We start from the raw sequence: 14,666 nt of genomic DNA on the forward strand, positions 1-14,666 counted from the left end.
CCTGAACGAAGCCAACCGCCGTCGCGACCAGCTCGTCGCGATGCGGCAACAGGAAAAGAACCGGCTCGCCGATGGAAGCGAGGGCTGGCAGGAGAGCATCCGGCGGATGATCGAGGCCTTCGACCGGGAGATCGCCACCTGCGAAGCCACGATCCGCGATCTCGTCCGCTCGCGGGCGGAACTGCGCCGCCTCGAGGCCCTGCTGCGCTCCATCCCCGGCATCGGCCCGGTCGCCGCAACCACGCTCCTCGCCCTGATGCCCGAGCTCGGCCGCCTCTCGCCCAAGCAGATCGCCGCCCTCGCGGGCCTCGCCCCCTTCGCCCGCGACAGCGGCCGATTCCGCGGCCAGCGATCCATCCTCGGCGGACGCAAACGCGTCCGCGACGCGCTCTACATGGGCGCTCTCGCGGCCATCCGACATTGCCCCCGTTTCAAGACCTTCTTCCAGACCCTCCGGGATGCCGGCAAGCCCTTCAAGCTCGCCCTCGTCGCCGTCAGCCGTAAACTCCTCGTCACCGCCAACGCCGTCATCCGAGACCAGATTCCTTTCCACGCATGAAAGGTCTCGACACAGTTGCCGGCTCTCCGCCTTCGGCTGCGGCCGGGATTGCGGTTTGGGGGGCGGTTTTGAGGGTGCGGCTTGGGGGATGCGGCTTGGGAGATGCGGTTTGGGGATGCGGCTTAGGGATGCGGCTTCGGGGATGCGCTTTGGGGGTGCGCTTTGGGGATGCCGTCATCCACCAACGAACCCGCGGTCGCATCCCCGGACAAGGCCCGCAGGGCCGCCGATCCGGGGCCCGCTCGCCTATCGACACATTATTTCAATCGTTTGCCAGATCGCCCCCATATCTGATGCCCTCTGGCCCGCCCCTTCCCCGCTGCCCGCTCCCCCGCCCCGCCACGATCCCGGCCGATTTTCCCCGCACACGAGCCCCATGACGCGCATCGTCCGACGCCTCCTGCTCGGTTTCGCCCTCCTGTTCCTGCTGCCGCTGGGGCTGCATGCCCTTTGGCATTGGCAACGCGGCTGGCCGGCAAGCTGGACGGCGGCCGACTGGTCGTCGACCGGGAGTCTCCCGGAAGCCTCGGCCGAGGCGCCGGCGCTGGTGCGCATCTATGCGGCGCGGACCGGCCGCTGGCGCGGCATCTTCGCGGTCCATAGCTGGATCGTGGTCAAGACCGCCGGCGGCGCCTACGAGCGCTACGACAAGCTCGGCTGGGGCCGGCCGATCCGTGTCAACGCCTACGCGCCCGATGCCCGCTGGTACGGCAACGATCCGGAACCGGTCTTCGCCGCCGACGGCGAGGCCGCCGCCCGGCTGATCCCTGCGATCAAGGCCGCGGTGGCCGCCTACGGCTACCAGCGCCTCGGCGACTACCGCCTCTGGCCGGGACCGAACTCCAACACCTTCGTGGCCAGCGTGCTGGCCGCCGTCCCGGCGATCGACGCCGCCCTGCCGCCGACCGCGATCGGCAAGGATTTCCCCGCCGACGGCCGCTGGTTCGGCCTCACCCCGACCGGCCTCGGCCTGCGGCTCAGCCTCGCCGGCTATCTCGGCGTGACCATCGGCTGGATCGAGGGCCTCGAGATCAACGTCCTCGGCGCCGTCGCCGGCCTCGACATCCGCCGCCCCGCCCTGAAGCTGCCCGGCTGGGGCCGGATCGGGATGTAGGCAGCGCCCGCCGGGCCCATGGCCCAGGGCCGCGGCCGCTTTCGATTGGTTCTGGACCGCGCGAAGGATCACGGTCGCCCCGACAGTTCACACGTCGGCAGCCGAACCGGCCGGGCGTGGCGCGATTTCTTAAATTAATTCAAGACGATGTGGTAGCCGCGGGCAGAGTAGGTCCCGGCTCTCCGCCTTCGGCTGCGGCCGGGATTGCGGTTTGGGGGGTGGCTTTGGGGATGCGGGTTTGGGGATGCGGTTTGGGGATGCCGTCATCCCCAAAGGAACCCGCGGTCGCATCCCCGGACAAGGCCCGAAGGGCCGCCGATCCGGGGCCTACTCGTCTCGCAATGGCATCAAAAGGACCGCAGTCTCAGATATCTTGTGCCACCGACCCTACCTGCGGTCGTCAGACGGACGACCGGCGCCATGAACTCGTGCCCGTTCCACGCATTCATCCAGCACCCTGGCGCCGTCCTCGACGGTGCATCCGCTCTGAAGGACCGACATCAGCAATTGTGTCGCGACGTTGAAGGAAAAGTCCGACGAGCCGAACGCATCATGAGCCATGGCGGCGAGCGTCAACGTTCCGCGGGGACGACAGGACCGATCGATGCGCTCGATCGCCTTGAGGATGGCGGGAATATACTCAGCCGATCCGCCTGCATGCGTCGCATCGGCGGATCCGGTTACGCTGCGTTGATGTTGGATCGGGTTGGCGGCGGAAAACTCCGGGATTTCGACGATCAGGGTCTCGGCATTGTGCCTGCGGAACCGGCCGCCCAGCATCGCGTAGGGGATGATCGGCCCGGTCGGCATGCAGAACTCGACCGCGGCCACCTCATGCAGCGGCGCCGGGCCGGCGGCCTCGAATTCCTGACGCTGGTCGATCCGCCCGGCTGGCAGGGTCCCGCTCGGCGGCAGTTCGTCGGTCCAGACCACGGCATGCCGCCGGGGCGGCCGGCCGATCCTCATGACCGCCATGGTTCACACCCCCGTCAATGCGCCTCGTCCCAGTTCCGCGCTGCGCGGGCATCGACCTGCAAGGGCACGCCGAGGGTGACGGCGGGGTGCGGGGCTTCCTCCATCACGCGGCGGACGACCGGGAGGGTCGCGTCGACTTCCGTTTCGGGTACCTCGAAGATCAGTTCGTCGTGGACCTGCAGCAGCATCGCGGCCTTCAGGCGGGCGGCGTCGAGGGCGGGTTCCATGCGGATCATGGCGCGGCGGATGATGTCGGCGGCGGAGCCCTGGATCGGGGCGTTGATGGCGGCGCGCTCGTTGAAGGCGCGCACCGACGGGTTCTTGGCGGCGATCTCGGGATAGTGCGCCTTGCGGCCGAAGATGGTGGTGACGTAGCCGTCGCGCCGGCAGGCGGCCTTGGTCGCCTCCATGTAGTCGCGGATGCCGGGGAAGCGCTCGAAATATTTCTTGATATAGGCGCCGGCCTCCTCGCGGCCGATGCCGAGCTGGTTGGCGAGGCCGAAGGCCGAGATGCCGTAGATGATGCCGAAATTGATCGCCTTGGCGCGGCGGCGGACCATCGGGTCCATGCCGGCGACCGGCACGCCGAACATTTCCGACGCCGTCATGGCGTGGATGTCGATGCCGTCCGCGAAGGCGCGCTTCAGGGCCGGGATGTCGGCCATGTGGGCGAGCACGCGCAGTTCGATCTGGCTGTAGTCGGCGGAGACCAGCGCGAAGCCCGGCGCGGCCACGAAGGCGGTGCGGATCTTGCGGCCTTCCTCGGTGCGCACCGGGATGTTCTGCAGGTTCGGCTCGGAGGAGGACAGCCGCCCGGTCGTGGTGGCGGCGAGCGCGAAGGAGGTGTGGACCCGCTTCGTCTCGGGATGGACGTAGCCGGGCAGCGCGTCCGTATAGGTCGAGCGCAGCTTGGAGACCTGGCGCCAGTCGAGGATCTTGCGTGCCAGCTCGACGCCCTGCGCCGCCAGGTCTTCCAGCACGTCGGCGCCGGTCGCCCAGGCGCCGGTCGGCGTCTTCTTGGCGCCCGGCAGGCCCATCTTGCCGAACAGGATGTCGCCGAGCTGCTTGGGCGAGCCGAGATTGAAGGCGCCGCCGGCGAGCTCGTGCGTCTCGGCTTCGAGCCGCGCCATGGTCTGCGCGAAGTCGCCGGAGAGCCGCGACAGGATTGGGCGGTCGATCGAGATGCCGCGCATCTCCATCCGCTTCAAGACATCGACCAGCGGCCGTTCCAGCGTCTCGTAGACGGTCGTCATGCCCTCGGCGACCAGCCGCGGCTTCAGCACGCGCCACAGCCGCAGCGTCACGTCGGCATCCTCGGCCGCATAGGCGGTCGCGCGGTCGAGCGGCACCTTGTCGAAGGTCACCTGCGCCTTGCCGGTGCCGGTCACCTCCTTGTAGGCGATCGGCTTGTGGCCGAGCAGGCGCTCGGACAGGTCGTCCATGCCGTGGGTCGCCCGGCCGGCATCGAGCACGTAGGAGATCAGCATGGTGTCGTCGGCGCCGACGATCGGCGCGCCATGCCGCTCCAGCACCATGGCGTCGAACTTCAGGTTCTGCGCCACCTTCAGGATCGAGCGATCGGCGAGCAGCGGGCGGATCGCCGCGATCGCGTCGGCCACCGGAATCTGTTCCGGCCGGGTCTCCTGATCGAACAGTCCCGCGCCACCGGAGGTATGCAGCAAGGGCACGTAGCAGGCCTCGCCGGGGGCGACGGCGAGCGAGAAGCCGACCATGTCGGCCTGCATGGAATCGAGCGCATTGGTCTCGGTGTCGATCGCCACCACGCCGGCCTCGACGGCGCGCTCGACCCAGCGCTGCAGATCCTCCAGCCGGGTCACGCAGGCATAGCGGTCGGTCGCGATCGGCCCGACATGGCCGGCCTCGGCACGCGCGGCCGCAAGGGCTGCGGGCGTCATGCCGGTCGCGGCCGCCGGTGCGGCGGCAGACGGGGTGGCTACAGACGGGGCCGATGCGGTCGGGGCGCCCTCGGCGGGCGGCCGCCCGTCGGCCGGCACCGTGGTTTCGGCGTCTCCCGACGCGGCCGCGGCAGCGGCGGCAGGATCGGCGCCCTCCCCGGCCGCGGTACTGCCCGGCGGCCAATGGCGGATGGTGACCGGCGACGGCGCGATCGCCGCCGGCTCACAGCCGGTCGCCTCGGCGACGCGGCGGGTCAGGGTGGTGAATTCCATCGTCTTCAGGAAGGCGATCAGCTTGGCTCCGTCGAGCGGCGCCACAGCCAGATGCTCGATCGGGTGATCGAGCGGCACGTCGTCGCGCAGCGTCACCAGGACCTTGGAGATGCGCGCCTTCTCGGCATTGGTGACCAGCGCCTCGCGCCGCTTCGGCTGCTTGATCTCGCCGGCCCGCGCCAGCAGGGTTTCGAGATCGCCATATTCCTCGATCAGCTGCGCCGCGGTCTTGATGCCGATGCCCGGCACGCCCGGCACGTTGTCGACCGAATCGCCGGCCAGCGCCTGCACGTCGACGACCTTCTCGGGGCCGACGCCGAATTTCTCGATCACCTCGGCGCGGCCGATCCGGCGCTCCTTCATGGTGTCGTACATGATGACCCGCGGCCCGACGAGCTGCATCAGGTCCTTGTCGGAGGCGACGATGGTCACGTCGGCGCCGCAGGCGACGGCCTCGCGGGTATAGGTCGCGATCAGGTCGTCGGCCTCGAAGCCGATCTGCTCGATCGAGGCGACGTTGAAGGCTTCGACCGCCTGGCGGATCAGGCCGAATTGCGGGCGCAGATCCTCCGGCGGCTCGGGCCGCTGCGCCTTGTACTGGTCGTAGAGCGCGTTGCGGAAGGTGACCGAGGAGGCGTCCAGCACCACCGCCACATGGGTCGGCTTGACCCCGACCTCGGTCTTGTCGGCCTCCCGCAGGAGCCGCCAGAGCATGTTGCAGAAGCCCGACACGGCGCCGATCGGCAGGCCGTCGGACTTGCGCGTCAGCGGCGGCAGCGCGTGATAGGCGCGGAAGATGTAGGACGAACCGTCGACCAGGAAGACATGGTCGCCGGCCTTCACGGCACAGGGTTCGGCACCGTTGCGCAGCGGGGCGGCAGCGCCGGCGGGCGCGACGGGAGCGGGGTCGGAAGGAGCGTCGGTCATGCCCGGATCATAGGGGCGCCGGCGCGGATTGGAACCCGGGGCCGCGCCGGCGGCATCCTTAACCCCCCCTTAATTCGCCATCTTTAGCGTTCACCTGACCGCGCCCGCGCCGACCTCCTCTCCGACGAGACGGAGGCCGGCAGCGGGCGGGGCGACACCGACAGCCGGCGCGGCGCAAGGCCGACCGTGCCGACGGGGAGGGGCGGACGGAAAGACGCGAGGGGACTATGGTCGCGCGACGCATCGAGCGGCAGGCGGAACCGCTCTTCGACGACCCGGGCTGCGAGCCCGATCGCCTCGACCTGCGCCTGTCCTCGGAGGATCGTCCCTCGTCGGTCGGCCCCGGCGCCGTGCGCCGGCGCGCCCCGCGCGAGGCCGGCTCCGGCCGCCTGGAACCTTCCGTTTCGTCCTACGACACCGATGTGGTCGCCCAGCGCGACGGCAGCCGCAGCCGGGGCGGCCAGCGCCCCCGCAGCCGTGACGACGCGGGCGATCGCGACGAGGCCCCGCCGCGGCGGCGCCCGTCATCCGGAGGTTCGGGCGGAGGTTCCGGCGGCGGCGGTTCGGGTCCGCGCAAGCCCGCCGCGCGCCGCCGGCGCAGCCTGATCGGCGGCATCGTCTACTGGTCCTGCGTGATGGGCATCTGGGGCGTGATCGGCGCCGGCGCCATCGTGCTCTATTACGGCTCGCGCCTGCCGCCGACCACCGAATGGGCGGTGCCGAAGCGGCCGCCGAACATCCGCATCGTCTCCTCCGACGGCACGCTGATCGGCAATCGCGGCGATACCGGCGGCGAGGCCGTGCGGCTCGCCGATCTGCCGCCCTATCTGCCGAAGGCCGTGATGGCGATCGAGGACCGCCGCTTCTACAGCCATTTCGGCATGGATCCCTGGGGCCTCGCGCGCGCGGTCGCCGTCAACCTGACCTCGCGCGGCGTCGCGCAGGGCGGCTCGACGCTGACCCAGCAGCTCGCCAAGAACCTGTTCCTGACCCCCGACCGGACCTTCGGCCGCAAGGTGCAGGAGGTGATCCTGTCGCTCTGGCTGGAGCGGGAATACTCGAAGGACCAGATCCTCGAGATGTATTTGAACCGGGTCTATATGGGCGCCGGCTCCTACGGGGTCGACGCCGCCGCCCGGCGCTATTTCGGCAAGTCCGCCAAGCAGGTGAACGTCATGGAGGCGGCCATGCTGGCCGGCCTCCTGAAGGCGCCGTCGCGCTATGCCCCGTCCAAGAACCCGCAGCTCGCCCGCGCGCGCGCCGAGACCGTGCTGGCCGCCATGGTCGATGCCGGCTTCCTGGCGCAGAAGGACCGCGAGGCCGCGCTGAAGGCGCCGCAGACCATTTTCGACCGGCCCAATACCGGCACCGAGAACTATGTCGCCGACTGGGTGATGGACCTCCTGCCGGCCTATGTCGGCTCGATCGACCACGACATCGTCGTCGAGACGACCATCGACCAGAACCTGCAGCTGATCGCCGAGGCGGCGCTGCAGGGCGGGCTGGCGCAATATGGCGACGCCAAGGACGTGAACCAGGGCGCGCTGGTCTCGGTCGACCCCTCCGGCGCCGTGCGCGCGCTGGTCGGCGGCGTCGACTATCAGAAGAGCCAGTACAACCGCGCCGTGACCGCGCGCCGGCAGCCCGGCTCGGCCTTCAAGCCCTTCGTCTATCTCGCCGCCGTGGAGACCGGGTTGACGCCGGAGACGGTCCGGGTCGACGAGCCGGTCAGCTTCAAGGGCTGGAGCCCGAAGAACTACGAGAAGGGCTTCCGCGGCCCGATGCAGCTGAAGGACGCGCTGGCGCAATCGATCAACACCATCGCGGTCAAGCTCGCCGTCGAGGTCGGGCCGAAGAAGGTGGTCTCGGTCGCCGAGCGGCTCGGCATCACCTCGCCGCTGCAGCCGACTGCCGCCATCGCGCTCGGCTCCTACGAGGTGACGCCGCTCGAGATCACCGCCGCCTATGTGCCCTTCTCGAACGGCGGCTACGGCGTCAGCCCGCATGTCATCCAGCGCATCCGCTCGCAGGGCAAGGTGCTCTACGAGCGGCGCGGTTCCGGCATCGGCCGGGTGATCGATGCCGGTCCGCTGGCCGCCATGAACACGATGCTGTCGGAGACGCTGATCACCGGCACGGCCAAGAAGGCGCAGATCGCCGGCTGGCCGGCCGGCGGCAAGACCGGCACCAGCCAGGATTTCCGCGACGCCTGGTTCATCGGCTACACGGCGCTCCTGACCACCGGCGTCTGGCTCGGCAACGACGACGGCACGCCGACCAAGCACGCGACCGGCGGCTCGATCGCCGCGACCGTCTGGCAGCGCTTCATGCTGGAGGCGCATCGCGGCAAGCCGGTCGCCGACATCCCGGGCACCTGGCGGCGCAACCAGCCGACCGTGACGGATTCGGTCGTGACGGGGGCCGTGCCGGCCGCTCCGGTGCCGGGCGTTCCCGCCGCGTCCGGATATGCGCCAGCCCCCGCCGCCTATGCGCCCGCGCCCGCGGCTCCCTATCCGCCCGCGCCCTATCCGGCGCCGGGTTATTCCAATCCGAATCCGAATCTGGCCGGCCAGGGCTTGCCGCTGCCCCCGGCCCCGGTGCCGCAGCGGACGCAGCAGCGACCGCCCGCGCCGATGGGCGGCGTCGACGACTTCCTGAAGCGGATGTTCGGCGGGTAGACGGTCGGTCCGCCGCCGCGGGCCGCCCTCTACTGACGGACGACGTCTTCGACCGCTTCCATCTGGAAGGCGGCGGCCATCAGGGCGCGCGTATAGGGGGTCGACGGGCTGGAGAAGATCCGCTCGGACGGCCCCTGCTCGACCACCTTGCCGTCCTTCATCACGATCACCTCGTTGGCGAGCGCGCGCACGACGCGCAGGTCGTGCGAGATGAACAGATAGGCGAGACCGTGCCGGACCTGGAGGTCGCGCAGCAGATCGACCACCTGCGCCTGCACCGACATGTCGAGCGCCGAGGTCGGCTCGTCGAGCATGATGAATTTCGGCTCCAGCACCAGCGCGCGCGCGATCGAAATGCGCTGGCGCTGGCCGCCGGAGAATTCGTGCGGGTAGCGGTGGCGCGTCTCGGGGTCGAGACCGACCTCCTTGAGCACGCCGACGACGCGGGCGTCGCGCTCGCTCTCGGTCAGGTGCGGCATGTGGATGTCGAGGCCCTCGCCGATGATGTCGGCGACCGAAAGACGCGGCGACAGCGAACCGAACGGGTCCTGGAACACCACCTGCATGTTGCGCCGCAGCGGCCGGACCGCGGCCGAGCCGAAGCCCTGGATGTCACGGCCCATCACGACGATGCGGCCGGTGGACGAGATCAGTCGCAGGAGGGCGAGGCCGAGCGTGGTCTTGCCCGACCCGGATTCGCCGACCACCCCGAGGGTCTGGCCTTCGCGAATCGCGGCCGTCACGCCGTCGACCGCCTTGATATGGCCGATGGTGCGCCGGAGCAGGCCGCGCTTGATCGGGAACCAGACCTTGAGGTCCTCGACCGCGGCGACGACCGGCTTGGAGCGGTCGGTCGTCGGCGGATTGCCGCGCGGCTCGGCGGCGAGCAGATGCTGCGTGTAGGGATGCTGCGGATTGGCGAAGACGGTCTCGACCGGCCCGGCCTCGACGATGCGGCCCCGGGTCATGACGCAGACGCGCTGGGCGTATTTGCGCACGATGCCGAGATCGTGGGTGATCAGCAGCACCGCCATGTCGGCACGCGTCTTGATGTCGTCGAGAAGCTTCAGGATCTGCGCCTGGACGGTCACGTCGAGCGCCGTGGTCGGTTCGTCGGCGATCAGGAGATCGGGCTCGTTGGCGAGCGCCATGGCGATCATGACGCGCTGCCGCTGGCCGCCGGAAAGCTGGTGCGGGAAGGCGGCGAGCCGCTTTTCCGGCTCGGTGATGCCGACCTTGGCCAGGAGATCGAGCACCTTGGCGCGCGCATCCGCCTCGCCGAGACGGCCGTGCAGGCGCAGGATTTCGGCAACCTGCTGCTCGACCGTGTGGAGCGGGTTGAGCGAGGTCATCGGCTCCTGGAACACCATGGTGATCTCGTTGCCGCGCACCGCCCTGAGGTCCGCCTCGTTGGCGGCCAGCAGATCGCGGCCCTTGAACAGGATCTTGCCGGCCGGATGGCGGGCCGCCGGATAGGGCAGCAGACGGGGGATCGACAGCGCCGTCACCGATTTGCCGGAGCCCGATTCGCCGACCAGCGCCAGGGTCTCGCCCTTGGCGAGGTCGAACGAGATGCCTTCGGCCGCGACCGTGTCGACGCCGTTCTGGCGGAACACGACGCCGAGATCGCGCACGGACAGGAGGGGAGCGGTCATGATGGATCCTCTCGCGGCCGTCACTGGAAGGTCTTGCGCGGGTCGAAGGCGTCGCGCACCGCCTCGCCGACGAAGAGCAGCAGGCTCAGCATGATCGAGATGACCGCGAAGGCGGTCATGGCGAGCCAGGGCGCCTGCAGATTGTTCTTGCCCTGCGACACGAGCTCGCCGAGCGACGGCGAGCCGGGCGGCAGGCCGAAGCCGAGGAAGTCGAGCGACGTAAGGGTAGTGATCGAGCCGTTGAGAATGAACGGCATGAAGGTCAGCGTGGCCACCATGGCGTTGGGCAGGACATGGCGCCACATGATCGCGACGTTACCGGCGCCGAGGGCGCGGGCGGCGCGGACATATTCGAAGTTGCGCGCGCGCAGGAATTCCGCCCGCACTACGCCGACCAGCCGCGTCCAGGAGAACAGGAGCAGGATGCCGAGCAGGATCCAGAAATTCGGCACGAACACCGAGGCGATGATCAAGAGCAGGTAGAGTTCCGGCACCGAGGTCCAGATCTCCAGGAAGCGCTGGAACAGGAGATCGGTCCAGCCGCCGAAATAGCCCTGCACGGCCCCGGCTGCGACGCCGATGATCGACGAGATGATGGTCAGGATCAGGCCGAACAGGACCGAAATCCGAAACCCGTAGATGACCCGGGCGAGCACGTCGCGCGCCTGATCGTCGGTGCCGAGCCAGTTCCAGTTGCCGACCACGCAATTCGGATCGTCGGCGCCCTGGATATAGCGCGAGCAGCGCTCCTGACGGTCATACATCCAGGACGGCTTGGCCGGCGCCGGGTTCGGAATGTCGCCGTTGACGGTGTTGTAGGAATAGCGGATCGGCGGCCACAGGGCCCAGCCGTTGTCCGCGATCTCCTTCTGGATGTCCGGATGGCGATAGTCGGTCTTGGCCAGGAAGCCGCCGAACTTCTCTTCCGGATAGTCGACCAGCACCGGGACCAGATACTCGCCCTTGTAGTGGACCAGGATCGGCTTGTCGTTGGCCAGGAACTCGGCGAACAGCGTCACCACGAACAGGATCGAGAACAGCCAGAGCGAGACGTAGCCGCGCCGGTTGCGCTTGAAATTCTCCCAGCGGCGGCGATTGAGCGGGCTCAGGCGCGCGCGCGCCGGTGCCGCGATCGGCCGGGAGACGGAGGGGGCGGGGGCGGGATCGGCAACGGGGGTCCGGGCATCCATGACTCAGACCTCCCGCGATTCGAAATCGATCCGCGGATCGATCCAGGTATACATCAGGTCCGAGATCAGCGAGACGACCAGACCGACGATCGAGAAGATGAAGAGCGTCGCGAAGACGACCGGATAGTCGCGGTCGACCACCGACTGGAAGCCGAGCAGACCGATGCCGTCGAGCGAGAAGATGGTCTCGATCAGGACCGAACCGCCGAAGAAGGCGCCGATGAAGGCGCCCGGAAACCCGGCGATGACCAGCAGCATGGCATTGCGGAAGACATGGCCGTAGAGGACGGCCCCCTCGGACAGTCCCTTCATGCGCGCCGTCGTGACATATTGCTTGCGGATCTCGTCCAGGAAAGAATTCTTCACCAGCATCGCCGAGGAGGTGAAATGGCCGATCGCCATGGCGGTGATCGGCAGCACCAGATGCCAGAAATAGTCGGCGATCTTGCCCGCAACGCTGAGGGTGGCGAAGTTGTCGGAGGTCAGGCCGCGCAGCGGGAACAGTTGCCAGAACGAGCCACCGGCAAACAGCACGATCAGCATGACGGCGAACAGGAAGCTCGGAATGGCGTAGCCGATCGCCAGCACCGCGCTGGTCCAGATGTCGAAGCGGCTGCCGTCCTTGACCGCCTTGTGGATGCCGAGCGGGATCGACACGGCATAGCCGAGCAGGGTCAGCCACAATCCGAGCGAGATGGAGACCGGCAGCTTTTCCTTGATCAGGTCGAGCACCGAGATGTTGCGATAGTAGCTCTCGCCGAAATCGAAGCGGATATAGTTCCACAGCATCAGGGCGAAGCGCTCGGGCGCCGGCTTGTCGAAACCGAACTGCTTTTCGAGCTTCTTGATGAATTCCGGATCGAGGCCCTGGGCGCCGCGATACTTGTTGCCGCTGTCGCCGCCGGCACCCGGCTGCCCGCCGCCGCCCGGCTGCCCCTGGAAATCCGAGCCGCCGCCGGAGATGCGCGACGTGGCCGAGACATCGGTCCCGGTCAGCTGCGCGATCACCTTGTCGACCGGCCCGCCCGGGGCGAACTGCACGATCACGAAGGTGACCAGCATGATACCGAGCAGGGTTGGGATCATCAGCAGGATGCGTCTGAAGATGTAGGCGGCCATTCAGAGTCCCTTGCCGAGCTTTTCGGCCTTGTCGCGGTTCACCCACCACGTGGTCTCGATGCCGCGAGCATAGCGCGGTTTTACCGAGGGGCGATCATAGAGGTCCCACATCGCGATCCAGTGCGACGCCTTGTGCCACTGCGGGATCCAGTAGCGCCCCGCCCGCAGCACCCGGTCGAGCGCCCGGCAGGCGACCGTCAGTTCCGCACGGGTCTCGGCGCCGAGCGCCTTCAGGATCAGCGCGTCGACCGCCTCGTCACGGATGCCGCCGATATTGCGCGAGCCCTTGCGGTCGACCGATTCGGAATGCCAAGCCTGACGGATATCCTCGTCCGGCGTCGGCGGAAACGAACTGCGGCGGGTGATCACGTCGAAGTCGAACTCGTCGACCCGCTTCTGATATTGCGAGGGATCGACCACCCGCACGCTGGCATCGACGCCGATCCGCTTCAGATTCTCCAGATAGGGGCCGGTGACGCGCTGGAACGAGGTATCGCTGTCGAGGAACTCGACCGTCAGGCTCTCGCCCTTGGCGTTGCGCAAGGTTCCGTCGCGGGCGGTCCAGCCGGCCTCGGCGAGGAGCTTCGCGGCCTGGCGCAGCAGGGTCCGGTCGCGCCCGGTGCCGTCGGTGACCGGCGCCGTCCAGGGCTCGCCGAAGACCTCGTCCGGCACCTTGCCGCGGAACGGCTCCAAAAGCGCCAGCTCCTCCGCAGAGGGCAGACCGGCGGCCTCGAACTCGGTATTCACGAAGAAGGACGAGATGCGCTTGTAGCTGCCGAAGAAGACGTTCTTGTTGGTCCATTCGAAGTCGAACACCAGCCCGAGCGCCTCGCGCACGCGGCGGTCGGCGAATTTCGGGCGGCGCATGTTCAGGTACCAGCCCTGCGCGCCGGACGGCGAGCGATCCTCCAGCTCGAATCGGACGACCTTGCCGTCGGCGAGCGCCGGGAAGTCGTACTGCGTCGCCCAGACCAGCGAGGTGAATTCCTCGCGCAGGAAATAGAGCCCGGCCTTGAAGGCCTCGAAGGCGGCGGTGCGCTCGCGGAACATCTCGTAGCGGACGATGTCGAAATTGTTGTGCCCGGCCGCCACCGGCAGATCGCGCCCCCACCAGTCCACCACCCGCTCGTATTCGATGTAACGCCCGGCCTCGAATCGCCCGACCCGGTAGGGACCGGAGCCGAGCGCCGCCTCCGTGGTGGTCTGCTCGAAGTCCCGGGTCGCGTACCAGGCCTTGGAGAGGATCGGCAGGGTGGCGACGATCAGCGGCAGCCCGCGCGACCGGGTCGGCGCGAAGCGGACCACCACGGTATCGGCCGCCTCGACCTCGACGGCGCGCATGTCGCGTAGCGTCAGCGAGACCGACGGATGGCCCTTCTCCTTGAGCGTCGTCAGCGAGAAGGCGACATCCTCAGCGGTGATCGGCGATCCGTCATGAAACCGCGCCTCGGGACGCAGGCGGAACACGAAGGTGGCGCCGCCGTCGCGCACCGCGGCGCTGCGGGCGACATAGCCGTAGACCGCATCCGGCTCGTCGAGCGCGCGGGTCATCAGGCTGGCGAAGGTCCGCTCCATGCCGACCGGCGCGTCGCCCTTCAGGATCAAGGTATTGAGCGTGTTGAAAGTCGACGGATTCTGATTGTAGGCCCATTGCGACGGCACCGTCACCAGGCGCCCGCCTTTCGGGGCCGCCGGATTGACATAGTCGAAGGCCTTGAAATCCGGGCCGTATTTCAGATCGCCGAAGATCGACAGGCCGTGGGTTTCGATCCCGTCCGCCGCCCAGGCCCAGGGCACCCGGGTCAGCGCCGCAGCCGAGGCTGCGGAGAGGCCGGCCAGAACGCGGCGCCGGTCCCATCCGCCGCCCATCAGCGGCTACCCGTCTTGGCGGCCTTCTCGGCGTCCCACCACCAGATGGTCGGGAACTGCGGCTCGGCATAGTAGGGCAGCGTCTCCGGCCGCGAGAACCGGTCCCAGCGCGCCAGCCGGGTGAAGCGGTAGGTCCAGCCCGGGACGACATAGTGGTTCCAGACCAGGAGCCGGTCGAGCGCGCGCGTCGCCGCCTCCAGTTCGGCGCGGTCCTTGGCGTAGATCACGCGCTGGATGATGTAGTCGATCGCCGGATTCTTGATGCCGGCATAGTTGCTCGAGGCCTGGCGGTCGGCCGCCGCGCTGCCGAAATGATCCTGCTGCTCGTTGCCGGGAGACAAGGACTGTCCCCAGCCGCTATAGATCATGTCAAAGTCGCGCGATCGGACAC

9 protein-coding genes and 1 pseudogene are annotated in these 14,666 nt (G+C 68.6%); 3 read left to right on the forward strand and 7 right to left on the reverse strand.

Annotated features, from left to right (window positions below; all coding sequences use genetic code 11):
• Positions 1-559 (forward strand): transposase (locus ABB55_RS11495; RefSeq protein WP_160321216.1); only part of this gene is annotated, 559 nt, incomplete at its 5' end.
• A gap of 376 nt (positions 560-935) precedes the next feature.
• On the forward strand, positions 936-1,673 hold the full coding sequence (locus tag ABB55_RS11500; RefSeq protein ID WP_054358926.1) for a DUF3750 domain-containing protein: 738 nt from the start codon (positions 936-938) through the stop codon (positions 1,671-1,673).
• A 387-nt stretch (positions 1,674-2,060) separates the two neighbouring features.
• On the opposite strand, the gene ABB55_RS11505 is transcribed toward ABB55_RS11500, so the two are convergent.
• Together ABB55_RS11505 and polA are read right to left on the reverse strand one after the other, a co-directional pair.
• Positions 2,061-2,648, reverse strand: coding sequence for a hypothetical protein (locus tag ABB55_RS11505; RefSeq protein ID WP_054358927.1), 588 nt, complete (start codon positions 2,646-2,648; stop codon positions 2,061-2,063).
• Between the two features lie 14 nt (positions 2,649-2,662).
• A complete protein-coding gene (gene polA / locus ABB55_RS11510) occupies positions 2,663-5,680 on the reverse strand; it encodes a DNA polymerase I (RefSeq protein ID WP_054362001.1) in 3,018 nt (1,005 codons plus the stop codon).
• 311 nt (positions 5,681-5,991) lie between these two features.
• Here polA and ABB55_RS11515 point away from each other — a divergent pair, with 311 nt between their 5' ends.
• Complete coding sequence (locus ABB55_RS11515; RefSeq protein ID WP_054358928.1) at positions 5,992-8,442, forward strand: transglycosylase domain-containing protein; 2,451 nt, start codon at positions 5,992-5,994, stop codon at positions 8,440-8,442.
• A gap of 29 nt (positions 8,443-8,471) precedes the next feature.
• On the opposite strand, the gene ABB55_RS11520 is transcribed toward ABB55_RS11515, so the two are convergent.
• The 5 genes and pseudogenes from ABB55_RS11520 to ABB55_RS30325 form a co-directional block, all read right to left on the reverse strand.
• Positions 8,472-10,097 (reverse strand): ABC transporter ATP-binding protein, encoded by a 1,626-nt coding sequence (locus ABB55_RS11520; protein ID WP_054358929.1) that lies wholly within the window; start codon positions 10,095-10,097, stop codon positions 8,472-8,474.
• Between the two features lie 20 nt (positions 10,098-10,117).
• Complete coding sequence (locus ABB55_RS11525; RefSeq protein ID WP_054358930.1) at positions 10,118-11,287, reverse strand: ABC transporter permease; 1,170 nt, start codon at positions 11,285-11,287, stop codon at positions 10,118-10,120.
• 3 nt (positions 11,288-11,290) lie between these two features.
• Positions 11,291-12,406, reverse strand: coding sequence for a microcin C ABC transporter permease YejB (locus ABB55_RS11530; protein ID WP_054358931.1), 1,116 nt, complete (start codon positions 12,404-12,406; stop codon positions 11,291-11,293).
• Complete coding sequence (locus ABB55_RS11535) at positions 12,407-14,275, reverse strand: extracellular solute-binding protein (protein WP_054358932.1); 1,869 nt, start codon at positions 14,273-14,275, stop codon at positions 12,407-12,409.
• A pseudogene (locus ABB55_RS30325) lies at positions 14,275-14,666 on the reverse strand (ABC transporter substrate-binding protein); the annotation flags it as partial. The gene ABB55_RS11535 and the pseudogene ABB55_RS30325, both read right to left, overlap by 1 nt.

The sequence above is a fragment of the Prosthecodimorpha hirschii genome, from assembly GCF_001305515.1.
GTDB classification, from domain to species: domain Bacteria; phylum Pseudomonadota; class Alphaproteobacteria; order Rhizobiales; family Ancalomicrobiaceae; genus Prosthecodimorpha; species Prosthecodimorpha hirschii.

Coding starts and splice junctions, on each gene's coding strand:
- ABB55_RS11500 (WP_054358926.1), top strand. CDS start 936: ATGACGCGCATCGTCCGACGCCTCCTGCTCGGTTTCGCCCTCCTGTTC.
- ABB55_RS11505 (WP_054358927.1), bottom strand. CDS start 2,648: ATGGCGGTCATGAGGATCGGCCGGCCGCCCCGGCGGCATGCCGTGGTC.
- ABB55_RS11515 (WP_054358928.1), top strand. CDS start 5,992: ATGGTCGCGCGACGCATCGAGCGGCAGGCGGAACCGCTCTTCGACGAC.
- ABB55_RS11520 (WP_054358929.1), bottom strand. CDS start 10,097: ATGACCGCTCCCCTCCTGTCCGTGCGCGATCTCGGCGTCGTGTTCCGC.
- ABB55_RS11525 (WP_054358930.1), bottom strand. CDS start 11,287: ATGGATGCCCGGACCCCCGTTGCCGATCCCGCCCCCGCCCCCTCCGTC.
- ABB55_RS11530 (WP_054358931.1), bottom strand. CDS start 12,406: ATGGCCGCCTACATCTTCAGACGCATCCTGCTGATGATCCCAACCCTG.
- ABB55_RS11535 (WP_054358932.1), bottom strand. CDS start 14,275: ATGGGCGGCGGATGGGACCGGCGCCGCGTTCTGGCCGGCCTCTCCGCA.